Genomic DNA, 26,119 nt, shown 5'->3' on the forward strand with positions numbered 1-26,119 from the left:
ATTCACACGTCGACGCTAAGTCTTCGTAGTGATTGCTAGAGGGTATTTCTATCTCACACGATGAATTTTAGATACTGCGTGTTTCGATCTAGCGATGAAGCTGTTGTCTGCGGCGGAAGTACATGAATCCCGCGCTACCTAGCGCCATCAGCATCATGCCCACAGCAGTGTAAGCCATTGTGCTCTCTTCACCTGTTTGTGGCAGCATTCCCTGAGATCCAGAATTTCCGTTTGGCTGTGATGCGGAATTTCCATTGCCCTGTGATCCATCTGTATCCGTTCCAGCAGGAGGTGCAAGTGCACCATCCCCATCAGGTGCATCTGTATCCCCAACTGGAGGTGCAGTGTCGTCACCGTTCGAATCGCCTGGTGTCGGTGTCACTCCCCCGGAATCTTCATCTGTCGGACTTTCGGTTCCTCCCCCAGACTCTGTAGGTTCAGTTACAACCGTGCCTGGAACCGACGGAATTGGTTTTCCTGGTTCCGGAGTTACTGGTTTCTCTGGATCTGGTGTTACACCCGTAGTAGGTGTTCCCGGATTATAAGGTCCACTAGACCCACCACCCGATACCGGGATAGCCTGATTTGTTTTTTCCACAACTACAGCTTCGGTTTGTATGTTCGTAATTTCAAATGGTACTGGTGTTGTTTCCAACATGTATCCGTTAGGCGCTTTTATTTCAACCAACTGATATTTATTGATATCCAAGCCTTCAAGTACAATTTCACCTTGTTGATTGGTTGTCAATGTAGCTTCATCTAGACCTGTTACCTTGTGGAACTCCCAATTCCCATTTGCATCCATCAATGCAGTTTGAGCCCGTAATTCAAATACAGCTCCTTGAAGGTGCTGAGTTCGGCCCGCATTGGTTTTAATCAATTTAACAGAACGATCATTTTTTTTATTTTCAATGGTTATTTGAGTTTCCGGTTTGATAATAGATACAAGGGTCTCCGGCTGTTCAATAACAAAGCCTTCTGCCTTGGTCTCTACCAATGTATATGAACCATAGTCCAAACCATCGAATTCAATGACCCCATTTAGGTCGGTTACTTTTGTATCGATGACAATGTTGGAACGATCACGCAATTCGAATTCAATTCCGCTTAGTACGGACTTATCCTTAGCATTTACTTTGGTAACGACAAGTTTACCACCTGCACCCATTGCATTAGACTTCGTCAATGTAATACTCTCCGTCTGATTCTCTACAATCGTAAACGGAATTGGTGTAGCATCCAATTGATAAAACTCAGGTGCCACGACTTCTACCAGCTCATAATCCCCTGGCAACAGTCCACCTTTGGCGATCTTTCCATCTTCCCCTGTCGTTAACTCATCGATTTTCTCTCGCGTTGCGCCGTCCTTGGAGTACAATTCGAAAGTTGCACCCTTAAGTGTCTTCGAGGAGTCCACCGCATCTACCTTGGTTAATTCAAAGCCTTGACGAATCTTTTTATTTTCAATTTCAAAAGCGATATCCGCATCCTTGAATTCAATCGTTTTACCTGATGCAGAGCCATATTCAGGATCAACCAAGTATCCTGCCGGTGCAGATAATTCTTTTAACTTATAAGGTACACCGTTGGTTAGATTGTTTAATCGATAGTTTCTGGAGCTTTCAACCACACCATTCTCGTCCGTTAATTTCAATGTTTCCAGAAGCGTAGTTCCAGACGCATTATAGATTGCAAATATTGCCCCCTCCAGCGGAACTCCTGTATCACTGACTTTGTGAATTCTGATTTTGCCCAGACCTGTAGAGGCTCCTCCACCAGCTCCAGCCAAGGAAACTTTGATTCCCGACTGATTACCTTCTCCGATTACCGAGGAAGATTGGCCTGCAAATTCAACCTTATTCTCAATTCGGGCGCCATGATCGGCATTAATATAAGACTGATATTCCAAAATGAATGCAGTATGGATATCTTTCTTGAAGGTGAAGGTAAATGTATTGCCCTCCACGTCCAATTCATAATCAGCCGGATCAACAAGTCCAGCTTTGGTGGATACATTGCCTGAATTGTTGGCAGGTAAATTGGTTGCATATAATTTCAATGAATCAGCCAATAAAATCTGGTTCTCTGACAAGGTATCTGTTAATTGGTTACCCGCAGGAATGAAAGATTGACTTGGATTGATATTTACCGTCCATGATGCTTTATCCGTTGTACCTTCTTGCTTCCCTGTTTTGCGGACGTATACACCACCGTTGGCAGGTGTAACACTGGCTGATCTATTAAATCGTATTGCACCACCCTCACCATCCGTCAGAACAGCCTGGTTGGCATATGCGCCTGCGACAGAATATGGTCCATCCAGACTTGTTTGGTACTGAATGCGATAAGCCATTTTGCCCATGTTACCCAGATCCAACGCAAAACCTTTACCGTCCGGGTTCAACTGGAATTGACCAGGTGTGAGCAGAACCTCGCTACCCACAGCAGTAACATTATTGGCTCCCTGCAACTCTAACTCATGAACTTTCAATGAGCCGTCTACAAAAGATTGGTCTCCAGTGTAAGCATCCTTAAGAATTGCATCCTGAATATCAAACAAATTGTAGTTTACATCGATTGTCCAGGTGATCTTTTTATCTTTGGCGCTATATTCACCCTTTTTGTTACCATTTTGAATCGTGTAGTCTTGCGGTTTGACCGCAGCAGATTTGGTAATCGCAGTCTGTTTTACATCAGACTCTTCCCAATCGATCTTGGCTGAGTTGCGATATTCATCATTCGTTGGCATACCCGCTGTGGGATCGAAGCTTGTCTTATAAGTAATAACATGCTCCGTACTGAGCGTTACGCCGTCTTTCAAGCGAAGTGAGAATCCTTTTTCATACGTTGGATCAGCCGGGTCTGGAGTCAGTTCAAAGTCCTCTTTGTTAACACCACTTACTTGAAGACTACCCGGAATCAGTTTCATATGTCTGCCTTCGTAATTGTCGGTGATGACGATATCCGTCATGTCCTGCAAATCACGGTTCAAAACAATCTGCCATTCGATTTCTTTTGTGTTGAAGTTTTCACTTTTTACACTCTTTGCAAAAATGACTTCCTGAACGTCTCTTCGGCCTGTTTTGGAAGTACCATCATACATGTTCACTGTGTTCGTAATGGTGTCGTTTGTATAAACACGATGAATCGATTGTGTATCATATTCGATCTCATAGGCCTTTGTAATATCGTTCTTAAAATGTAATCTGAAGCCATTATCGAACCCTGTACCCATCGCTTCGAGTGTGTATTCATTCGGATTGATCAGTGTTCTGTTGGAAGCCGCTCCACTTGCATTAATGTCCACTTGATACACTTTGACGGAATTGTTGATCAGTTGCTGTTTTGCCGTATCAAAGCGGTCTTCAATCCATGCATTCGTTTGCATAATTTCTTGCTGATTGTAGTTATATTGTACTTTCCATGTGATCGTCTGTGTCACCGGATCATACGCACTATCTTGCCCTGATTTGTTCAAAGGCTCATTAAAACTCACACGAACTCGGCCAATATCTGTTTCGTTGTGCTCGCTCTGATCTGTTGTAAGCGCAACCTGGTTTTGATACTCCACGTTGGTGAACGGAGCAGTGGTTGGTGCTTTAACACTTGTCGTATAGGTTACACGATAGGCCTTATCTGTATCTCCCAATTGAATTGGAAAATGTGGTTCCGTTTGAACTACTGGGCCTTCTTTTACAGATCCATTCAATTGCACTTCCAATTCGCGAATTTCGATATCGCCCTTGAGCTCCAGCTCTGCTGGGAACGTGTCTGCAAGAACAGCATTTTTCATAGCCTTCTCGCCTTGGTTAAAATCTACAGTCCATTTAATTTCATCCGAGTTGAAGTTCTCTTTGTTTGCGCTTCCCGATTTCTTCAACTTATCTACGGCTGTGTTGGCAAAATGTACATCAATGATGCCCTGCCCCACGGAACTAAAGTCTATCTGTTGTTTCAAGCCATCTTCCATCTTGCTCTCATCGAACTTAATCCACACGTAGAAGTTACCTTCCAGCTTCGCATGCTCGATCAGTTCATTAAAGGTAAAGATGATTGTGCCATCTGGATTCACCACATACTCCCCAACACCGCCATCCAGATTACCCTTAAGCTGCGATCCGATGATGAATTTATCGGGCAAGTTAAAGGTGAACGTAGAGCCATCACTGTAATTGTGGTTGTCATCTGCAAGTCCCCATGTAAAGACTACAGCCACCTCATCCTGGATTCGTGGTCGAATATCCTCGATTTTATCTCCTTTGACTTCAATCGTGCCATTCCCGTTGTCTTCTGGTGCCTGATTGTACATCTGCACACTGGTAATCAATTGATCTGTAATTACCGGGCCTGCAGCTGCGATTGCTAAACTGCTCTGGTTGAGGTTTCCCTCCCCCTCTTCTTCCGGAGTGGCAGCAACGTCAACGTTGTTGACCTCTTCCGAACCTGCCAAACCTTCTTCTGATGCTGTATCGCTGATTGCACTGGCTGGCAAATTAGTTAATTCATCCTGAGCATGCATTGTTGGTGTAAATATCCAACCCTGCATCATTTGCGTGACCAGTAACAGAGCAATGATCACTATGCTCACTTTTTTCCTCATTGTTTGCATATCCTCCTCGTACGTAGTGTTGGCATACGCCGAAGATTAGAATAGCAAAGCGACATATACAAAAAATAGACAACACTAAAATCCTCGTTTTTGAACACAAAATTGAACACAAAAAAGGATACTCCTCAAGCGGAGCATCCTGTTCAAACGGTTGTTATAGTGTCCAGTTAATTTTGACGCGCAGATCCGTAGTACCTTCCATTTTGGATACATAATAAGATATCGATTTCATGCCAAGTTGGTACAAATCCTGCAAATCTTCAATCAGTCCAGCCTCCGTACCCTTGTACCTGAATGTCAGCGAGGTTCCGCCTTCCTTCAGCTTACTCTGAACTTTGGTCTTCAGCGCAGCATGGCCTTTAACCGCATCCTGTTCATCATACAGGGAATAGTCCAGAGCATGGTACAGCTTCTGATAAGCGGCTTTTTTGCTATCTCCGGCCTTCACCAGCTTTAATAAAGCTTCTCGATATGGGGCGGGCGCAGCGGGGTACTTGCTTTTGCCTGTCCAGATATGGTCACGTGCCATCTCATCATCACTCAGCAAATAGTAGCTGTGGCTAACCTTACCTTTGCGGTCAGGGGTAGGATCATCCCAGGTGGTGTCCATGTGATACCACTTGCCGTCCAGGTTCACGATATTCCAGGCATGAAGCTGCCCGCCCGCTGTACCTTCCACAATCCGGTTATCGATACCTACTCGCTCCAGCATCCGATATGCCAACAGTGAATATCCCTGACAGACGGTACTGCCTGTAACAAGCCCGTCGTAGGCCGTATATTTCTTCAACGAAGTATCGTAGGAAAGGTTAAGCACAATCCAGTCGTGGATGACCTTGACCTTCTCATGATCCGTCATGCCTGGTTTGATGATTTCTTTCAACACGTTTGTGACTTTACGATTCACATAATCGGTCTGCTCCTTGGTCTCCCGATAGGAGAGAGTCACATGCACCTCGGCCGACACATTGGAGCCTTTATAATTAAATGCATAACTTTTAACGGTATATTGGATATAGGGGTCACTCTTCATTGCCTCATCGATGGAGGTTTGTAATTGTTTTTTGAGGCCCTTCACATTGCCTTTGTATGTAAAAACAAGTTCCTCCGTTCGCTGTGACATTGCGGTAAGCAAGGTCTGGCGCAAATCTGTTGCCGTGGATATATCTGATGTTCCTGATGCAGCATACAGTTGATCCAGATCAACCGTACGTGGTAACGCTACAGCAATCAGACAGCCTGCCAGCAGTATGGTGATAATTCGTTTCCCGTTCTTACCCATGAAAGGAACCCACCCTTCTTTGCAAAGTTCTCACGCCCTATTGTATCACAAAAGGCTCTGTCGTCATTCTTCTAGTTTTGTAAAAATTAAATCAAAAGAGACCTTCTATGGAAGGTCCCTTTGATCTTTAGTTCATTGAATCACGATTACCCGTTATCTTCATCCTATGTTTCGTTTGGTCACGATATGAGTGATTCCTCGTCTAATACAGGCGATTACCACTCATAAACGTATCTGTTTTACCTTGAAGCTTCGCCAGCCGTTCCAATACCTGTGACGCTTCAGCTACCGTCACTTTACGTGCAGGCATGAATCGTCCTTCAATCGAAGGAAGCAATCCCAGCTTCAGACTCAGGGAGACCGCTCCCTTACTCGTAATGGCACTAGCATCCGCAATGTTGGGAAGATCCGATGGCAACGTATAGAATCCGGCCAGCTTCTCATAGCGTAAAATACGTACAAGCAGCACTGCCAATTCTTCACGTGTCATCTCTTCCTGCGGATTCAAATTCTGTTCAGGGTCCGCTCCGGCAAGCCAGCGCTGATCGATTAATGCCCGAACTGCCTTATAATACGGGCTGTCAGGTGTCACATCAGCGTATAACTTGTCATCTCCGTCCCCACTGTAGTACAGATCCATATTTGGATTAATCGCTCTTGCCAGATAGTTAAACCAATCTCCTCGGGTGATCACACGATCCGGGAATACGCGTCCCTGTTCATCAGCAAGCAATACGCCATGCTGTGTCATATTGCGTAGAGCTGCTTCGGCCACATGACCCAAGATATCCGTAGGTTCAGCCTTGGTTGCAGAGCTTGTGTCCCCGTATAAAAGCTTCCACTCCCCTGTGTTCGCATCCAGCGCTTCATAGTTGCCATAGATCGAATTCTCATCACGTGTAGGCATATAAGCAAGGTTCACCCCCGCTGGGATGACTTGACCACCGTTCATACCATATCCGCCATAACGGGAATATGCGAGGATCAGCTTGAATTCCTTCAGATAGAGTGCCTTGGCCTCTTCATAACTGATGGCTGGCTTAACATCTGCTGGCAGTTGTTCAGGCGTTGCCGCAATACGTGTATAGAACTCGTTAATCGTCCCGTTGTTTAACACCTGTACTTGTGCCGTATCTTCCTTAACCGGAATTCCGTTCAGATAACGCTGGAACAAAAATGTGCGAGCATCATCCACCTCAATCACGTTAGCCAGTCGGAACTGCTCCGTTGCGTCTGGAACTAGCGCAATCACCGTGTCCATCGCCAGTTTCTCAGCCTGCTTCCGGGTTACCAATTTGCCTGCCTTCTCCTCAGCCGGCTTCTCCTGTTCCATCTCCGGTCCCATTCGTTGCATCATCGTATAACTGTAGATCTGCCCGGTAACTGCATCTACCTGTGCTGAGATATCCCGCATGAACATATAGGACATATTGGCACTTCGATCGCTCCAGCTCAGACTCCACACCTGATTGTTCGGACTTGAGTAATATCCCTTGCCCAACTGGTTATGCTCCAGCTTATATCCCTTGGGAATATCAAAGTTTGTTGCGACCCGATTGGCGGCCTGCTGAACATTTAACCTCGTACCATTGGCCGGGACAAAAGGCGTTACATCACCTTTTAACTTCGTATCCTGCTGCAAAGAATCTTCATCTACAGCTTTACCTGTTAATGTATTAATCCGTTCCAACGTATTGGCTTCAATCGGAATGATACTGATATTTTTGGGTGTATATGCAAGGTAATACTGCTGACCCTGTTTGGAAGATAGACGGTCTTTGGCGATATAAGCCAGCTCCACATCGAACTGTTCTTCAAACTGCTGTCTGGCCTTCTCTTCTGAAGCTGCCGGTTTCGATGAGGGATACTTGGCTTCAATAGTACCCCGTGAGTAACCTGTCACCAAACCACTTTCATCCACATTAATGTAGACTGTCTCTGCGTCAGATAACAATCCATCATGTTTTAACTGGTACCCGTATCGATACTCTGTTCTGCCAAACAATGACTCTTGTTCGATGGAAGAATACAGATCTCCAAGCGGAGCATATTCATTGTCCTTAAGACCTGGAATCGCTTGGTACAACAGTGCCACGGCCTTTTCTTCAGCTTGAGCTTTGGTTAACTTCACATCTGATTCCGAGACATGTTTATCCAGGATATCCGACGGCAAATGTACACTTAACACTTCCCCTGTGCCTGCATGTACAGTTCCACTGAATCCCGACGTATGATTGCCTTGTGTAATCTGGAACCCGATCTCCCACGCCTTGTATTCTGGCGGTGGATAGGAATTAGGTGAATCGAATCGTGCAGATGAGATCGTTGCTTTTTTTAATAATGGAAATAATTTCAGTATATTTTCACTGGCTTGCCTGGATGAGATTTTCGCTCCCTCAGGCACGTCATTGCTCGTTGCGTCTAGTTGTTCATTTTCCCCCGTTGTCGCTGCGGTCAACTGCTCTGCTTGCGCGGCTGATGCACTGCCTGCAAAACCTGGTGTTTGCGAAGCAAGCAGCAGTGTTGCCATCGCTGCGGTTGTTGCTTTGGTTGCGAACATTTTCAATCGTAAATTAAACTTCCAATTCAAACTCAAATCTGGACCTCTCCCTTCAATTTCATACAAAGAAGCATAACAAATAACCTCGCATGAATATTGCCAGTCTATTCTATGATACCATAAGCTTCCTTTTTAATCGTCGTTTTCCGGGCAATTTTACAAATGTGAATTTCTGCATATTGCTAGTAACAGCAAAAAAAACGCCAATTACGTTGGCGTTTTCTCTGTTAGCCTGCACTCTTATGTAGGCTGAATCTACCTTGTCAACTACTCGCTTTAGACGAATCGTTCAACTTCGCCTGACCTTGGACATGGGTTTTCAAAAATGGAATAACGGTGTCCCAGAAGGTGGGATCTTCCTCAGAACAACTGTGTCCTCCGCTGTTGACCCATAGATGTTCAACAGGTGGATCGGCTTTGGACATAAAATATTCAAGCTCACTCGGGGGAATGAAATTATCTCCCTTGGAGTGCACCATAAGCATCGGCAGTTGCATCCCTCTGCGCCGTTCATTCAGCATGATCACCGGATCACGCTGACGATAAGATTTCAGAGATTCACCCAGTCGCCAGAACCAGATTCTCGGAATTAACTGGGCCAGTGGAAACAAGGGCAGACGCCGGCGTCTCAGCTCTGAACTGACGATTACCTCAAATTGCGATGGCATCGAGTCCGTAATCACTGCTGATACAGGAATTCCCTCCGTCACTGCAAGAATCGTACCCAATCCCCCCAAAGAATGACCAAGCACTCCGATGGCATCCGCATCAATCTCTGGTCGTGCAGTCGTATACTGCAACGCTGCGAGCAGATCATCCCGGAACAGGTAGGCAGATGCAGCACGAACCGGATCACTGGCCCCATGACTACGCACATCATACATAAATAAGGCATATCCTGCTTCCCAGATCGGACGTGCGTATCGAAGAACACGGGAGCGATTGGAGCCCCAGCCATGTGCAATAATAACGAGCGGCCATGGTTTCGGAATGTCGGCTCTGGCCGGGATGAACCAGCCATGCACCCGACCTCCCCCACTGTCAAAGGTCACATCCTCAAATGGCATTGGGGGTGTGAGTGTGATTGGAATCTTCTTGGGGGTCTGGCTCTTTACCGCTGCCTTCCATAATCCACCTGCCGTTACTGCGGCCACGGCGAGCATGCCGCCTATCATTGTTTTAGCTTTCACAGGGCATCTCTCCTCTCCGAATTCTGGCATACATCCATCATAAAACAATAGAATGAACGGCACGTTAAGCGACATGGGTTTTTATGATAAAGATTTATCTAACAATTAATCTAAAGGCACCTTCATATATATACCCAAGTATACATATCCCTCATCTGATGCTGGAATCCTAGGCTTCAGCTGCTTCCACAAATCTCCGTGCACATGCTGCAATCTGCTCATGATCTCCTGCCACAAGAGCTTCTCGTGGTAAAAGTGCACTTCCTAGACCCACTGCAGCAGCGCCTGCTGCGTAATAATCAGCAATATTCTCCAGTGTGGCACCACCTGTTGCCAGCAGTGGAATATGATTCAGTGGCGCTTTGATCTCCCGCAGATACGGTATACCCAGACTCGCCATCGGAAACAACTTCACAACTCGTGCTCCCGCTTCATGGGCAGCGACAATCTCCGTAGGTGTCATGGCTCCAGGCCAGATCTCGACACCATGTTCTACAGCATATTCAATGACAGACAGATCGACATTGGGAGATACCAGAAATTGTGCTCCTGCAGCGACGGCTTCCTTCGCCATCTGCACATTCAGTACCGTACCCGCTCCAACATAAGCCTTTCCTTCATGCCGCTCACGCCAGTCTGCAATAATATCATGTGCTCCAGGTGTGTTCAGTGTGACTTCCATTAGTCGGATGCCGCCACCTGTCATACCTTGTCCAGCTGTTACTGCCGCTTCGCGGCTTATACCGCGCACAATCGCAACTAGCCTTGACTCCAATAGTACTTCCGTCAAATTCATATCCAGTTCCCCTTGCTTCATCAATTCGGCAGCCGAAGACAGGCAATCATGGTCACCGCTTTTCCGTTATTCATTATTGTAAGGCATATCCTCTCCTGGATGAAATCATTTGATCCAATATTCACTTCTTCCTTTTAAAAAGACATTGAATTCAACTTGGTTTTGTAGTCAACCTGAAGGAAACAAGGGCAATCGCCAAAGCCAACAGCAGGACCATACCACCAATCCACCCCAAATTTTGAACGGAATTGTATTTCACAACTACACCTCCCAATCCGGCACCGAAAGTCATACCTATGTTCATTACTGCCGTATTGTAACTCAGGACTGTTTCAGAAGACTGTGGTCTCAATGTTATCAAATAGAACTGATTCGCGGGCGTTGTTATCCAGGCAGCTGTGCCCCAAATCATGATGGTCAGAAGAATACCTATTGTGGAACCTGCTGTGATGGGCAAAATAAAGAGGGCACCAGCATGAATAATCAAACTGATTGGAATCGTGCGAACAGGTCCCCATCGATCTACCGCATAGCCACCAAGACGGGAACCTATGAATGCAAATACACCCAATACAAGTAACGCCGTACTAATCATTTCTATTGAAAAATCGGCTACTGAACTTAAAAGTGGAGCGATATAAGCAAATACCATGGTGTAACCCAGAATCCAGAAAACAGTCGTTAATAATCCGGTGATAACCTTTTTATCTTTGATAATCAATAATTGTTGCTTCAGGGAGAGAGACGGGTTACCCTCCATTCGAGGAATAAATCTGTACAACAGCATGAAATTAATAAATGCGATAATTGCAATCATGATATAAACGTAGTGCCAATCCATGTAGGCAGCAATGAAGGTACCAATCGGCACTCCTAATACCAATGAAACGGTGAATCCTGTGATGACAGTTGCAATGGCACTACCCTGTTTGCCAGAAGGAGCTAGTCTTGCAGCATAGTTCGTGGCTAGGACAAAATATAGACCACCACTCATGGCCAATACGATGCGTGAGAACATAAGCATGCCAAAGTTCAAACTGAAGAATGCAATGATATTTCCCAAGATAAAAATAAGCATGGAATACAGAAGTACTTTTTTACGTTGTAACTTGGAAGTCAGCATGACCAGAGCCCAGGCTCCCAATGCATGAGATAGTGCATATACGGTGACCAATTGTCCCGCTAATGAGATCGAAACCTGTAAATCGCGGGCAATGATATCTAAAACACCAGATACGACAAATTCGGCTGTTCCCACAACAAAGGCTCCTAAAGCCAATAAATAGATAATAAATGAATTCATTTCAGTCTCCTTTATTCAAAAGAATAGTGTGTGAAATCTTCTGGATATATTCGTTTGTTGAGTTTTTTTTAATAGATATAAAAGACAAATTATATCTATTAAAAAAACAAAAAAATACTTAATGCATCATTGATATTTTACCGGCAATCGAAGATAATTTTCGATTTTTAAACACTTCTTCCATCTGTCCTTCGGCAGTGATCATGGTTTCTTGAATTAAGCATCCCTGTTTATGATGACAACAATCAAACAGAGAGGTTGTACCCTCAATGGCCTGGATGATGTCCAAAAACGTAAGATCCTCCCACTTCTCCTGAAGTGTATACCCGCCATGGGCACCAGATGAAGAATGAATCATCCCCTCTTTCGTCAATTTGGTTAAAATCTTGGACAGATATGTGGGTGAAACATTCTGCCACTTTGAAAGTTGCTGCACACCCACAGGTTTATCTGAATTGGATGCCGCAAGAAAAAGCATCGTGTGCAGGGCGTAATTGGTAGCTTTGGAATACTTCATCATCTCATTCCTCCCTAATAAAAGACTTAATATATCTACAATAACTCCTTTAATACAATTACGTCAATAACCCCCTCTCATAAAAGTGGCACATTGCGTCCACTCTTTTATCAGAGGAGGCTCTTGTTACAAACAACTGTTCCAGCAATATCTATACCTACAGTTCCAATCTATATGCATGCTTTAGGCATTTTCCAATACGTTATCCTTCTCCAAATCTTTAAAGTATCGATCGTTATATAACATGCTTGGATGTGTTGGATGATAGGCGAGTGCGATATCATTATGTTCCCGGGCCTTGGCACGGTTACCCATCCGGTCATAACACACACATAGTTGCAGATGCGGCATCCAGGTCCAAGCTGCTTCATTCAGCACTACCATAGGGTCATCAGGACGTACAGCACGAGTCGCCTGTTCGTACCAGAACAGGGCCTTGCGATAATCTTCACGGTCGGCAAAATAACCACCCAATCGACAGCAAATCTCGGCTCTTGGCAAATCATAGGCAAATGATCGGAACAACGCCGTGACTTCCTGTTCCGGATGTTCAAGTGCAGCTTCACAATCCGCAATTTTCTGGCAAGCAGCGATCTGATCTTCCACCCAGCCCAATCCGGTATCCAGAAACTTCTCATAGTACTTCACCGCATCCTCATGCTGTCCATGGTCCTTCAGCTCATTACCGAAATAGTACAAGTCACGCGGCCCGAATTCCTCTCCGGCCTGTTCCCTTTTGCGATAGATCCGCAGATTACGATCGGTATACACCTTATCTTTCTTGTGGGTAACCGCTATATCACTATGCAGCAGATTGCCCGCTACAGCCAGATATTCATGGACCGCGCCAATCCAGCGAAATTGCCGATCCCGACGCACCAGACGATTCCGGCGCAGGCTGTAGGCTACCTTGCCATCTGCTGTGAATGACAGATTATAATCCATTGTAACACTATCAACATCCGGGTCCAGCGAACGTTTCAAGGCGATCAGTTTCGCCCGATCTTCCGGTTCGAACACATCGTCTGCATCCAGCCACAGAATATATTCACTCTTTGCCTGATCGAAGGCATAGTTGCGTGCTGCTGCAAAGTCATCCACCCATTCAAAATCAACGATACGATCCGTATATCTGGAAGCAATCTGACGGGTACGATCCGTTGATCCGGTATCCACGATTACAATCTCATCGGCGATACCGTTGACCGAGTCCAGACATCTCGCAAGGGAAGCTTCTTCATTTTTCACAATCATACACAGGGTAATACTGATCGTCTCCTCCCCTCGTCTCGCCCTGCGGTTAAAGGCGGAAACCCCCGGAAGTTCGGACAATCGATAGATGTGGTATGCGGGGAGATGAGTATCAACGAACAAACGAAAACCCAGTGCTTGAGCACGGATGCAGAAATGACGATCTTCGCCCCAGAAGGATACATTGGGAATCTGGTCATATGAAGCTCCTGCTGCCAGAACATTTTTGCGAATAAGAGTACATGCCCCTAGCCCTCCAACTTCATAACAACCCGGGATCCGTAGCTGATTTAGAAAAGCAGTCGTTTGCGTGCCCTCGTCCTCCGTCTCGGTTCCGTCTACTGTTTTGCCACCGCGGCGAAACAAAGCATACTCATCTTGCAGCCATACCTGCGGCATTTCCCTGGCATCCGGCTGCCAGCGGGTCCAAAAAATATTGGATACAATGTCTTTGCCACTCGATACAAGTTGCTCCAGCGTCCGTGGATGCAGCACCAAGTCAGAATCAATCAGGAACACCGCATCGTAGTGATTGTCGCGTGCATATTGCAATATGCGATTTTTCAAACGGGCTACACGCCAAATCTGCTCATCCTGCCAATAGTGTCCTCCCTCATCCTTGCTGTACACCCCTTTGTTGTCAGGACTACCGCTACCATGTTCATCTGCTTGAATAACCGTCCCTTCATGCTGAAGCACAAATTCATGCAATATATTCGATGCGGCTTCTTCCACGTTATCGTCAACAAACAGATAATCCGTCTTCACTGTTGTTCGTTCCAGTGCATGCAGAGAATCCAGAAATTCACGGAGCACCGGAGTTGTCTGGCGAACCGGGCTGGCGATCAGTATTCTTTCCTGGCCAGGCGCTTCAAGCGTTTCCGATTGGCGGGTTTCCAGCGAATTATCAGAACGTCTGGACGGTCGATGTTTACTCTGGCTCTCATGTTGCTCCTCTTTTTGATGTTCTTTCTCATTCTCTTTTTCTTGTGAATTCAGCTCTATTTGAGGTTGGGATTCTTCTTGCGATTTGCGTAACGGTTCTTTCTTCAACGTGCTCACTCCCCCTCTCCTTATTCGAACCATGCCAACAGTCGTGGCTCCTGATCCAATATCGATTCGTACTGTTCCTTCCAACCGTATCTTGCTTCAGGGTCCAGTGCTTGATAGCGTTCATATTTGCGGATACGGTCTTCTTCCCGCGCCCAACCATAGTGCTTCACCCGGGGAGCATGACATCCATAGGACCAATGTTGGATCGTTAACGGAAAACGACCACAATGCTGAGGTGTCTCCTTCCATTCATAGTTCATCCCCAGGTGATAACGAATCAGAAATGGCCGATAATAGGCATGCGCCTGCCAGAACTCATCTTCCCGGTAATGCGTCTCACTCCACATATCAAACAATCTGAAATAGATCGCATCTTCATTGCCACTGAGCAACAGATCCCGTACCAACCCAAAGTCACTGGTTAGAATCTCATCCGCATCCAGATTCAAAATCCACTCCGGATTGGTCGCCACCGTCTCTTCCCATTGTTGTTTTCTCAGGCTTACCTCGTCTGCAAAACGTGAAGCAGCGTTCTCCACTAATACGAGTGGAATACCGTCCAGAAGTTCCCTGCACAGCCCGACCGTTCCATCCGTGCTTCCGTCATCAATGATTACTGCGCGATCAATCCAGGGACGATGTCTCTCCAGTGCCTGCCTGAGATAACGATTCTCTTCATTACGAACGATCATCGACAAGGTAATATGTGGTCTTCCATGTTCCTCATGTCCATCCAAAGCTTCACCCCCTTGCTCAAACTTCTACCTATTAAAATTTCGGGCACACGATGCCTGGACGAATCACAATCCTCTATTTCCAATCTATGCAGAGCCTGAATGCGGATATGCAGGCCGAGTAAACCTTTCATGGGGTTAATCTTGATGAACGACAAAAAAGCACCCGCCTTCGCGGATGCTTTTAAATGTAATCATAAGATTAATGTAGTGAAATAAATGAATTAACGGTATTCAGCCAAACGATCATTGAGACTACGCGTCTGTCCATAGACTTCCTGATACAGTGCGAACAGTCCATCATAGACGGCAACCGTTTCCGGGTTCGGCTCATAGGACTTCGCTGGACGAATAAACGCTGTTGCACATTCTTGCAAAGACGGGAACCAGCCACAGCCATAGGCAGCCAGCATCGCTGCACCCATCGCTGGACCCTGTTCGCTCTCCAGCTTCACAATCGTGGCGTTAAAGACATCAGCCTGCATTTGCAACCAAGCTTCGTTCTTGGCGCCGCCACCAATGGAGATGACTTCATTGACGGTTTTGCCTGCACCACGCAGAATATCAATGGACTCGCGTAGCGAGAAGGTAATGCCCTCCATCACCGCACGTCCAAAGTGCTCCAGCTTGTGCCCTGCATCCATACCGATGAAGCTGCCACGGATATTCGCATCCGGATGAGGTGTACGCTCCCCAACGATATATGGTGTGAACAACAATCCGTTGCTGCCCGCCGGAATCTGATCAATGCCCTGCAAGAGCACATCAAACGATTTATCCGCTGCAAACGTATCCTTGAACCAGGACAGGCTATATCCTGCGGCAAGCGTTACACCCATAATATAGAAGGCATCTTTCTCTCCGTGGTTAAAAAAGTGTACTTTGCCTTCGAAGTCGAGATCTTTACGCTCTTCGTAGGAAAGCACAACCCCGGACGTTCCGATGCTGCACATCGTCTGTCCTTCACTCAGAATGCCTGCGCCAATGGCACCACACGCATTATCCGCACCACCTGCAAATACTTTTGTCGCAGCCGCCAGACCCGTTTGATCCGCAATCTCAGGCAGCAACGTGCCCACTTCCTCAAACGATTCCACAAGACGTGGACAAAGAGAGATTGGCAGTTCGAAAGCTTCTGCAATCTCGTCGCTCCACTGTTTGCCTGCAACGTCCAGCAGCAAAGTTCCCGCTGCATCAGAATAATCCATAGCGTAATCCCCGGTCAGGCGATAACGCACATAGTCTTTAGGCAACAGGAACAAGGATGCTTGCTGTAACAATTCCGGCTCGTTCTCCTGAACCCACAGAATTTTTGGCAAGGTAAAGCCTTCCAGTGCACGGTTCCGGGCAATACTTAACAGCTTGCCATCCAGCACTTTTTCGATGCGACGGCACTGAGCCGTTGTGCGTGTATCGTTCCACAGGATTGCGTTACGCAGCGGTTTACCTTCTGCATCCACCAAGACCAGTCCATGCATCTGGCCCGAGAAGCTCAATCCTTCGATTTCCGAAGGTTGCACGCCAGACACTTCAAGCAATTTACGCAAGGAAACAATCGTCTGCTCTACCCAATCTTCGGGATTTTGTTCACTGTATCCAGCCTTGGGCTGGTACAACGGGTATGCCTCGGATGCTTCAAATGCCACTTTTCCTTCACGATTGACCAACACGGTTTTGACCGCACTGGTTCCCAGATCGACGCCAATTACGTAACTCATAGGTTAACTCCTCTCGTTTATCACAGGATTGTATAAATGAAACCCTAATGCTCATGTGGTCACTTCGTAATCAGAAAACCCTTGGATCGCCGTTACCCCCGGATTTCCTTTAATCCCTTTGACAAGGGAGAAATCCGGGGATAAATGCGCACGCTCCGCTTCCTCGGGTCCTTTCTGCTCACTCCGTTTTGCATGCACCATCTTAGACAACCATTTATATCAAAACAGTAAAAACATACTCGTTTTTGTAGCAGAAAGATTGATCCAATAACCTTGATTCGTCATTGGTTATAAATGAAACCTTGATGCTCATGTGGTCACTCCGTGATCAGAAAACCCTCGGATCGCCGTTACCTCGGGTCCTTTCTGCTCACTTCGTTCTGCATGCACCATCTTAAAGAAACATTTATACCAAAAATCTAAAAAATAGCGTTATTTGTTTAATCAAAAAACCGCCCCCGTCTTCCCAAGGGAAAGTCGGGGACGGTCCGAATGTCATGCTTGTTCAGGCGTTCCATGGTACAAGCTAATCTTGTGCATAGGCAAGCTTGGATACTAATGTCCAACACATATGAGTTGAGTAGCCATTGGTGGTCGACGTGCGCCAACCCTGCCTAATCCGCTATTAGTCAGCCAAGATGTACTGGTTGAGTTGTGCTCTCAGCAATTCCTGACGTCCGGATTGGTTTTTGCGTGGGCTTTCGTTGTTGAGTGCATACTCAGCAAGGGAAGCCAGTGTTGCTTTACCTGCAACCACATCTGCACCGATACCTTCGCTGAAGCTGCTGTAACGTTTTTCGATGAAGTCATCGAATACGCGATCTTCAATCAACTTCGCTGCTACTTTCAGACCTTTTGCATACGTGTCCATACCTGCGATGTGTGCCAGGAACAGATCATCAGCTTCGAAGGAACCACGACGTACTTTCGCGTCAAAGTTCACACCACCACGGCCGATACCGCCGTTTTTCAATACTTCATACATTGTCAATGTAGCATCGTACATATCAACCGGGAACTCGTCCGTATCCCAACCGATCAACATGTCGCCTTGGTTCGCATCGAGGGAACCGAGCATACCGTTTGTACGAGCAACGCGGATTTCGTGATCAAATGTATGACCAGCCAGTGTAGCATGGTTCGCTTCCAGGTTGAGTTTGAAGTGTTTGTCCAAATCGTATTTTTGCAAGAAAGCAATCGAAGTTGCTGCATCATAATCATATTGGTGTTTCGTTGGCTCTTTTGGTTTAGGCTCGATCAGGAATTGTGCATCAAAGCCAATTTCCTTCGCGTAGTCTACAGCCATGTGGAACATGCGAGCAATGTTGTCTTGCTCCAGTTGCATGTCTGTGTTCAACAACGTGTCGTAACCTTCACGACCGCCCCAGAATACATAGTTTTCAGCGCCCAGACGTTTACCAACTTCCAGACCTTTCTTGATCTGCGCTGCAGCGTGAGCGTACACGTCTGCGTTGCAAGTAGAAGCCGCACCAAACATGAAGCGTGGGTTCGAGAACATGTTCGCCGTGTTCCAGAGCAGTTTTTTGCCGCTGGATTTCATATGATCTTCAATCAGATCAACAATCGTATCAATGTTGCTGTAGAACTCACGCAGGTTGTTGCCTTCTGGTGCAATGTCCACATCGTGGAAACAGAAGAACGGGAGATTCATTTTTTCCAAAAATTCAAATGCCGCTTCCACGCGTACTTTCGCGAGGTCCAGACCCGAGTATTTATCCCACGAACGAACAGCTGTCTCCGCACCGAACGGGTCACTGCCGCCTGCAGTTAATGTATGCCAGTAAGCCATGCCAAAACGGAAATGTTCTTCCATCGATTTGCCGGCTACCACTTCTTCCGGATTATAATGTTTAAAAGCAAAAGGATTCTTGGAATCTTTACCTTCAAATGCAATTTTATTAACGGATTCAAAATAGGCCATGTGTAAAATGCCTCCTCAATAGTTTTAAGAAATCGTTTACACCGTTATCCTATCACATCGAATTTACTTTGTCTATTGGTTAAACAAAGTAAAATAAAATTGTTTTTTACATGGTTGTTTACGCTATAATAGTCGAATAACTTGTTTCGGATGTGGGTCAGAACCCTTTTATCAGAAGAATAGGAGTGCCTTAACCATATGAAAATTACCGGAGACCAGATGCTGGTCAAAAAAATAAACAAGTCGATCGTTCTGGATACGATCCGGCGCCATGCCCCTCTTTCTCGCGCACGAGTGTCCGAGGTTACGGGGCTGAACAAAGCAACGGTATCCAACCTGGTTGCTGATCTGATCAGTGATGACCTGGTGCAGGAGATTGGCCCTGGGGAATCCAGCGGCGGACGTAAACCACTCATGCTGCTGTTTCGAGGGACATCAGGCTATGCAGTCGGTCTGGAACTCAGTGTGACCCATTTGAAAGGCGTGCTTACAGATCTGGAAGGACACATCATTACAGAGTACGCAGTGACCTTGGAACATCATGACGTGTCCTCTGTACTGGAGCAATTGAAATTGGCAGCAAAACAGCTCATTGAAGCAGCTCCTGCTTCCCCTCATGGAGTCATTGGGATTGGCATCGGGGTGCCCGGCATGGTGGATGAGGCAGGAACGGTCCTGTTTGCACCCAACTTGGGGTGGGAGAAGGTAGCTCTGCGCTCGATGCTTGAAGAAGAATTTCAACTGCCTGTAACGATCGATAATGAAGCCAATGCTGGTGCCCATGGAGAGTTGAATTTTGGGGCAGGTATCGGTGTACGTCACATGATCTACATCAGTGCAGGCATGGGGATTGGTTCAGGCATCATGGTAGATGGTGAATTATACAAAGGCGCGTGGGGCTACGCAGGAGAAACAGGCCATATGTCCATTGAAGCGGAAGGTCTGCCCTGCTCCTGTGGTAATCGTGGTTGCTGGGAGTTGTACGCCTCGGAAAAAGCCTACGAGCACCCGGATCACCAGCTAAAATTACCTGCTCATACCACACGAGAGCTTATTCATCATGCGGAGCAAGGCCACGATGCTGTTCAAGAATTATACAACACGATTGGACGCAAACTGGGGATTGGCATTACCAATATCGTTAACAGTTTCAACCCGGAACGTATTATCATTGGCGGTCCGCTCTCTGAAGCAGGTCCCTGGATTGAAACAGCGTTAAAACAAGTTGTGGAGGAACGTACATTACCTTATCACCGCCGCAGTTTGCAGATTGAATGGGCAGCTCTGGGCAGCCGTTCCACCCGCGTTGGTGCCGCTTACTCTGCGATATCCCAGTTTTTAGGTAAAATTAGGGTGTCTGTCTAATAACAGATGAAAATTGACATCATTTCGCCCCATTTCCTCCCTTTTTGTTAAAGAAATCCAGATGTATAATGGGGTTATGTGATTTTTGTCATGGCTGTGTGAATCAAGCTGTGTTAATTCCGATAACGAAACGGAGTGAAAAAAAGCGTGACCTACGTGGATACTTCAGATATCTCGGCGCAAATGTTTGTCACCGTCCTCCTGTTCCTGATTGTGCTTGCGCCCCTGTTCAGCCTTGGCATACTCCGATTGTTCCAGAGCAAAAAGAAGGCTGGTTTCATGTACATGCTGTCAGGATTGCTGGTGTATGTTGTATTTCAGACTTTCATGAGTATTTTTTTCTAGATCATATTCTGCGTTTGCACAAAAAACCGTACCCTTCCGGGTACGGTTCTTTCTATATCCTAACGGCTCGCGAAAACCGGAATTGCATATGAATCGAAAATTTCTTTCAACACATGATGATTCAGATAATCAGCCTGATTTAAGCGTCCAATGCTTTGGCAAATTGGGTTTTGTTCATACCCAGAATGCGGTGTTCACCAATGACAGTCAATGGCACGGCACGTACACCCATGTCCCATACTTGTTGTGCAAATTCATCGCTAGTTTCGATGTTGCGCTCTTCATAAGAGATACCTTTGTCAGCCAGGAACGTTTTTACGGATTTGCAGTTCGGGCAGTTCGTTGATGTATATACAATTACGTTTTCCATGTTTAATTCACCTCATATGGTTTTATATTAATCTATAGTTTGGTTGGAATCAGCTCATTCTATTACAGAACAACTGCGCTGTGCTCCAAGCTTTCAATGTATTTCTCTGTGTCCATAGCAGCCATACATCCGCTACCTGCAGCTGTGATCGCTTGTTTGTAACGAGTATCTTGAACGTCACCACATGCAAATACGCCTGGGATGTTTGTCTCGGATGTGCCTGGTGTAGTCAGGATATAACCATGTTCGTCCGTAGTGATTTGTCCGCCAAGGAAACCAGTGTTTGGTGTGTGACCGATCGCTACGAATACGCCGCTTGCTGGAATCACTTCTTCTTCACCTGTTTCGTTGTTCAACACTTTCAATCCGGTTACGCCGTTGTCGCCAGCAAGTACTTCGAGTGGTGTACGGTTCAAAGCCATTTCTACTTTTTCGTTGCTACGTGCACGATCCTGCATGATTTTGGAGCCACGCAGTTCTTCACGACGGTGTACCAGCGTTACTTTGGAACCGAAACGGGACAGGAAGCTTGCTTCCTCAAGAGCAGAGTCACCACCGCCGATGACGATGATTTCTTTGTTACGGAAGAAGAATCCATCACATGTTGCACATGTGCTGACACCGCGGCCTATATTCGTTTCTTCGCCAGGGATACCCAGGTATTTAGCAGTTGCGCCTGTGGACAGGATCAATGTTTCCGATACGAGTTCACCCATACCTTCAACTTGAATCTTGAATGGACGCTCGCTCATGTCGATGTTGTTCACCCAGCCTGTGCGGAATTCAGCACCGAAGCGCTCCGCTTGTTTACGCATGTTGTCCATCAGTTCAGGACCCATAATACCATCAGGGAAACCTGGGAAGTTCTCCACTTCAGTCGTTGTTGTCAGTTGGCCACCAGGTTGTGGTCCTTCAATAACGAGTGGGTTCATGTTGGCACGTGCCAGATAGATTGCTGCTGTCAGCCCTGCAGGGCCTGTTCCAATAATAATTGATTTATACATGTATAGTTCCTCCCCCGGGTTCTGCAAAAAGGTTAGACCCTCCGGCATCAAAAGCTTAGGCTTTTGCATACACTAGAACGAAAAGCCTACATCATGTCCACAAGTCCTGCCTGTGATATGACAATGGCCCTATGCAGAAACGGAATTCTAATTTATAATCATTCTAATCTGTTGTTCATTATGATCTCTTTTATGTACGGTGTCAATGCTCGGCAGCGATTATGAAGAAGTCTTCATCAGGAGGGAAAATGGAAGCATGAACGATGCACTCATTGGCAGTTTTATATCAGCCATGTCTACCGGCCTAGGGGCCGTACCGATTCTATTTATGCGTAAAATATCGCACCGTCTGCGTGATATCTTGCTGGCATACGCCGCAGGTATTATGACCTCAGCCTCGGTGTATAATCTCATTCCGGAAGCGCTTGGCCAATCGAATCTCTTTGTACTTGCATTTGGTATTATGCTTGGTAGCCTGGTTCTACTTGTGCTGGAGATGAAGATTCCACACGTCGATCTGGAGAATCCCGAGAAAATGCCTTTTAAAATTGAAACCAAAGCCTTCATGATTATTGCAGCCATCACCATGCATAACCTGCCAGAAGGGTTATCCGTTGGCGTTAGCTATGCAAGCTCGGATGAGAACCTGGGCAATCTCATTGCCTTTTCCATCGGATTGCAGAATGCACCGGAAGGATTCCTGGTAGCCCTCTTTCTTGTGAACCAGAACATTGGCCGCTTCAAAGCACTGGGTATTGCCACCCTGACCGGAGCGGTAGAGATTATTACAGCTATGATTGGTTACACCTTAAGCAGTCTCGTAGCTGGTCTTGTGCCTTATGGTCTGGCCTTTGCAGCCGGTGCGATGATGTTCATTGTTTATAAGGAACTTATTCCCGAAAGTCACGGCGATGGCAATGCACGTGTGGCCACGATGTCCTTTTTACTCGGGCTCATCACGATGATTGGTCTGACCGAACTGTTTTAATTGAAGACTAAAGAACCCGGCGAACAGTCCAAGACTGTCGACCGGGTTCTTTGTTTAGCCACAAATGAAGATTCCATGAAATTACTGGGACCGTCTGTCAGAGGTATTGCGCCCTCTCCTGATCAGGATTGGATGAAACGAATCAGTTCCGAATTGAATTTTTCCAATTCATCATAGAATGCACCATGACCACTCTCTTCAAAAGCAATCAGTTGAGAGGAAGCGATGCCCTTGTGCATCTGCTCCGCGAATTCGAACGGACAGATCTCATCCTTTTTCCCGTGCAAAATGGCTGTTGGCACCTGAATCGAACTCAGTTCACCTCGCAAGTCCTCATCCCGCAATGCAATTGCACTGCGAATGGTACCATAAGATGAAGCTTCCATGCCGAGGGCGTGGAACCAATCCATGAATGGCTGGCTGTGTTTCTTCGCGAAGAACATGCCGCCAAACGTCTCCAACAACTTCGGACGATCTGCAAAGATCGGCTCAATGATCTGCTCGTTCAGCTGCTCTGGAGTCAATCCATACGGATAACCTTCACGCTGTGTGAACACAGGTGCTGCCGCAGATAACAAGGCCAGCTTGGAGACACCATGTCCCTTATGGCGAGCCATGTAATGTACTGCGATCGCTCCACCCATGGAGAATCCTGCGAGTACGGCGTCTTTCAGCTCCAGATCATCAATAACGGCACGAACATCATCTGCCATGCGATCATAATCATATCCTGTGGAAGGCTTATCCGATAAGCCATATCCTCTAAAATCTATCGCAATGGCACGAATGCCATGGTTCGGCAGTACGTTCAATTGGTATTCAAACATTTTATAATTAACAGGCCAGCCGTGCAAAAAGACAACCGGGGTTCCTTCGCCAATATCTTCAACATATACTTTTACATTTGGTTCCACTTGTACATAACGTCCCATATTTCACAGCTCCCTTATTATCGAATCGTCTCTTCGAATCATTACCCGCTGACCCAAGGTTCAAACGTAAGCTGTTCAATCAGCCGCATACTACTAGCGAAACCAATTAGCCATTTTCATCTCCAAATCTGATTACCGTAGTAGCCTAAGCCCATTCAGAATAACCAGAATTGTACTTCCTTCATGACCTACCACACCCAGAGGCAATGCTACGTCTTGGAGGAAGTTACCAGCAATCAAAGCCAGAATAACGGTAATGGCAAAAAACATATTCTGTTTCACCGTGCGCTGTGCTCGACGAGCCTGCCCAATCACCCAAGCGATCTCTTCAATGTTATCGTTCATCAGTACCGCATCAGCGACCTCCAGTGCAGTCCCGCTGCCGGACAATCCCATCCCCATACCCACAGTAGCTGCTGCAAGTGCCGGTGCATCATTGACACCATCCCCTACCATCAGCACAGGACCATACTGTTTGCGGAGTGCTTGTACCTGCTTCACCTTATCTCCAGGCAGCAAGTCTGCATAGACCATGTTTACTCCAGTTTCACACGCAATTACAGAAGCTGATCTGGCTCGATCACCTGTTAACATCGCAACTTTTACACCCATCGCTTCAAGCTTTTTCACTGCAGCTGCTGCCTGTGGCCGTGCCGTGTCCCGCATCGCGATCAGTCCGACTAATTCACCATCAGCCATAACAACGGATACAGTTTTCCCCTCCCCCTCAAGACGGGAGCATACATCACCCCACTCAGAAGATACTTTCACAGGGTTAACATCATGTTCATCTGAATCATCAACGTTAGCGTCCTTTATCTTCTCTGACTGCAACGATTCCATTACATTTGTTTTGCCAATGCTCCAGACCACATCGGTTACCGTTCCTTCGATGCCCCAGCCTGTTAGAGCCTGTACGTGCTCTGCTTCCTGAAGTGTAATGTTTTCCTTGTTCGCCTGATCTACGATGGCACGAGCTAAAGGATGCATGGACAGGTTCTCAATCGCCGCTACTGCAGCTAACAGCTGGGCACGATCTACATGTTCAGCCGTAATAATATCGGTCACTTGCGGGGTGCCCATGGTCAATGTACCTGTTTTGTCAAAAGCCACGACCCGCGTGCGAGCCATATTCTCCATATGGGCACCACCCTTGAAGAGAATACCACGGCGCGCACTGCTGGACATCGCGGACAGCATAACAGGCATGATGGAAGACACCAATGCACAAGGTGAAGCAACAACCAGAAACACCATCGCTTTATAAAATGCCTCATTCCATGTCCAGCCAAGCAGTAGTGGAGTTCCTGCAATCACAAGTAAAGTTACCCCTACAACAATACGTGCGTAAATTCCTTCAAACCGCTCCATAAAACGCTGGGAATCCGGCACTTCTGCCTGCGCTTCTTCCACCATTTTAATGATTTTGCCAAACAGTGACCCTTCAGCCGATTTTGTAACCTCTACGTATAATGCACCCTCCCCATTTACCGTACCTGCATAGACTTCATCCCCCGCAACTTTGTCCACAGGCTGGGATTCTCCAGTGATGGACGACTGATTGATAAAAGAACTCCCACGGTACACCACGCCATCCGCAGGAATCAGTTCTCCCGGTTTGACCAACAGGAGATCACCAGGTTCCAGATCATCAATAGCCACGAGGTTCATCTGTCCATCCTCAATACGCAGTGCCGTCTCTGGCTTGAGCGCCAGTAAAGATGAGATATCCTTATGACTGCGCTCTGTCGCATAACTTTCCAACGCACCACTGAGTGCAAAAATAAAGATCAGCATCGCACCTTCATTCCAGTAACCAATGGCTGCTGCCCCGAGGGATGCTGCAATCATCAGCAGGTTTACATCCAGATCACGTTCCTTGACCAGTGTCTCGATGCCTTCCTTCGCTTTGGTCCAACCGCCTACGGTATACGCCACAATGTAGAGCATGATGGATAAGGTACCAAAATAAGGTGCAGTTCCCCAGGCAATCAGCATCAACAGCCCGCTGCCCAATGCAGATTGCATCTCTTTATTCTGCACCATGGCTCGAAAATCAGGCTTACGTCCCCGGTTTGGGCCTGGTGTTTGGGATAAGCGCTGTTCCGCTTGCTTCTGTCTGTGTAGTGGTTGATGTATCGCTTGCATATGAATCACGTT

General features: G+C 46.6%; 19 protein-coding genes and 1 pseudogene. 3 read left to right on the forward strand and 17 right to left on the reverse strand.

What is annotated here, in order from left to right; all coding sequences use genetic code 11:
* Positions 1-88: 88 nt before the first annotated feature.
* The 13 genes and pseudogenes from V6668_RS25580 to xylA all read right to left on the reverse strand — a co-directional run bounded on the left by V6668_RS25580 (position 89) and on the right by xylA (position 18,955).
* Positions 89-4,600 carry a collagen binding domain-containing protein gene (locus V6668_RS25580; protein WP_338707023.1) on the reverse strand — a complete coding sequence of 1,504 codons (4,512 nt, stop codon included), beginning with the start codon at positions 4,598-4,600 and terminating at the stop codon, positions 89-91.
* A 163-nt stretch (positions 4,601-4,763) separates the two neighbouring features.
* The gene (locus tag V6668_RS25585; RefSeq protein WP_036606951.1) at positions 4,764-5,891 is read right to left on the reverse strand and encodes a transglutaminase domain-containing protein; all 1,128 of its coding nucleotides are present in this window, start codon (positions 5,889-5,891) and stop codon (positions 4,764-4,766) included.
* A 202-nt stretch (positions 5,892-6,093) separates the two neighbouring features.
* Positions 6,094-8,487 carry an S-layer homology domain-containing protein gene (locus V6668_RS25590; RefSeq protein WP_338707024.1) on the reverse strand — a complete coding sequence of 798 codons (2,394 nt, stop codon included), beginning with the start codon at positions 8,485-8,487 and terminating at the stop codon, positions 6,094-6,096.
* 227 nt (positions 8,488-8,714) lie between these two features.
* The gene (locus V6668_RS25595) at positions 8,715-9,641 is read right to left on the reverse strand and encodes an alpha/beta hydrolase (protein ID WP_253503299.1); all 927 of its coding nucleotides are present in this window, start codon (positions 9,639-9,641) and stop codon (positions 8,715-8,717) included.
* A gap of 169 nt (positions 9,642-9,810) precedes the next feature.
* Positions 9,811-10,437 carry a bifunctional 4-hydroxy-2-oxoglutarate aldolase/2-dehydro-3-deoxy-phosphogluconate aldolase gene (locus V6668_RS25600; RefSeq protein WP_047841586.1) on the reverse strand — a complete coding sequence of 209 codons (627 nt, stop codon included), beginning with the start codon at positions 10,435-10,437 and terminating at the stop codon, positions 9,811-9,813.
* A 151-nt stretch (positions 10,438-10,588) separates the two neighbouring features.
* Positions 10,589-11,740 carry an MFS transporter gene (locus V6668_RS25605; RefSeq protein WP_036606945.1) on the reverse strand — a complete coding sequence of 384 codons (1,152 nt, stop codon included), beginning with the start codon at positions 11,738-11,740 and terminating at the stop codon, positions 10,589-10,591.
* Between the two features lie 118 nt (positions 11,741-11,858).
* Positions 11,859-12,257, reverse strand: a complete 399-nt coding sequence (locus tag V6668_RS25610; RefSeq protein ID WP_127546709.1) for an RrF2 family transcriptional regulator — start codon at positions 12,255-12,257, stop codon at positions 11,859-11,861.
* A 183-nt stretch (positions 12,258-12,440) separates the two neighbouring features.
* Positions 12,441-13,511, reverse strand: a complete 1,071-nt coding sequence (locus V6668_RS32240) for a glycosyltransferase (protein ID WP_036607090.1) — start codon at positions 13,509-13,511, stop codon at positions 12,441-12,443.
* A 420-nt stretch (positions 13,512-13,931) separates the two neighbouring features.
* A pseudogene (locus V6668_RS32245) lies at positions 13,932-14,594 on the reverse strand (glycosyltransferase); the annotation flags it as partial.
* A complete protein-coding gene (locus tag V6668_RS25620; protein ID WP_338707027.1) occupies positions 14,582-15,298 on the reverse strand; it encodes a glycosyltransferase family 2 protein in 717 nt (238 codons plus the stop codon). The pseudogene V6668_RS32245 and the gene V6668_RS25620, both read right to left, overlap by 13 nt.
* 221 nt (positions 15,299-15,519) lie before the next feature.
* Positions 15,520-17,013, reverse strand: coding sequence for a xylulokinase (gene xylB / locus V6668_RS25625; RefSeq protein WP_338707028.1), 1,494 nt, complete (start codon positions 17,011-17,013; stop codon positions 15,520-15,522).
* A 51-nt stretch (positions 17,014-17,064) separates the two neighbouring features.
* Positions 17,065-17,214 carry a hypothetical protein gene (locus V6668_RS25630; RefSeq protein ID WP_338707030.1) on the reverse strand — a complete coding sequence of 50 codons (150 nt, stop codon included), beginning with the start codon at positions 17,212-17,214 and terminating at the stop codon, positions 17,065-17,067.
* 424 nt (positions 17,215-17,638) lie between these two features.
* A complete protein-coding gene (xylA, locus tag V6668_RS25635) occupies positions 17,639-18,955 on the reverse strand; it encodes a xylose isomerase (RefSeq protein ID WP_338707031.1) in 1,317 nt (438 codons plus the stop codon).
* Between the two features lie 198 nt (positions 18,956-19,153).
* On the opposite strand from xylA, the gene V6668_RS25640 reads away from it, so the two are divergent.
* Together V6668_RS25640 and V6668_RS25645 are read left to right on the forward strand one after the other, a co-directional pair.
* Positions 19,154-20,320: an ROK family protein gene (locus tag V6668_RS25640; RefSeq protein ID WP_338707032.1), complete on the forward strand. Its 1,167-nt coding sequence runs from the start codon at positions 19,154-19,156 to the stop codon at positions 20,318-20,320.
* Between the two features lie 147 nt (positions 20,321-20,467).
* A complete protein-coding gene (locus tag V6668_RS25645) occupies positions 20,468-20,665 on the forward strand; it encodes a hypothetical protein (protein WP_017692236.1) in 198 nt (65 codons plus the stop codon).
* 139 nt (positions 20,666-20,804) lie between these two features.
* On the opposite strand, the gene V6668_RS25650 is transcribed toward V6668_RS25645, so the two are convergent.
* Positions 20,805-21,035, reverse strand: coding sequence for a glutaredoxin family protein (locus V6668_RS25650; protein ID WP_036668031.1), 231 nt, complete (start codon positions 21,033-21,035; stop codon positions 20,805-20,807).
* A 62-nt stretch (positions 21,036-21,097) separates the two neighbouring features.
* A complete protein-coding gene (gene trxB, locus V6668_RS25655) occupies positions 21,098-22,039 on the reverse strand; it encodes a thioredoxin-disulfide reductase (protein ID WP_036606934.1) in 942 nt (313 codons plus the stop codon).
* A 256-nt stretch (positions 22,040-22,295) separates the two neighbouring features.
* Between trxB and V6668_RS25660 the strand changes: the two genes are divergently transcribed.
* Positions 22,296-23,027, forward strand: coding sequence for a ZIP family metal transporter (locus V6668_RS25660; RefSeq protein WP_036606933.1), 732 nt, complete (start codon positions 22,296-22,298; stop codon positions 23,025-23,027).
* Between the two features lie 122 nt (positions 23,028-23,149).
* Here the strand turns inward: V6668_RS25660 and V6668_RS25665 are convergent, their stop codons facing one another.
* Entirely contained in the window at positions 23,150-23,959 is an 810-nt protein-coding gene (locus tag V6668_RS25665) for an alpha/beta fold hydrolase (RefSeq protein ID WP_338707034.1), read from the reverse strand.
* Between the two features lie 132 nt (positions 23,960-24,091).
* On the reverse strand, positions 24,092-26,107 hold the full coding sequence (locus V6668_RS25670; RefSeq protein ID WP_338707035.1) for a heavy metal translocating P-type ATPase: 2,016 nt from the start codon (positions 26,105-26,107) through the stop codon (positions 24,092-24,094).
* Positions 26,108-26,119: the final 12 nt, after the last annotated feature.

This window comes from Paenibacillus amylolyticus (assembly GCF_036894225.1).
Taxonomy (GTDB): Bacteria; Bacillota; Bacilli; order Paenibacillales; family Paenibacillaceae; genus Paenibacillus; species Paenibacillus amylolyticus.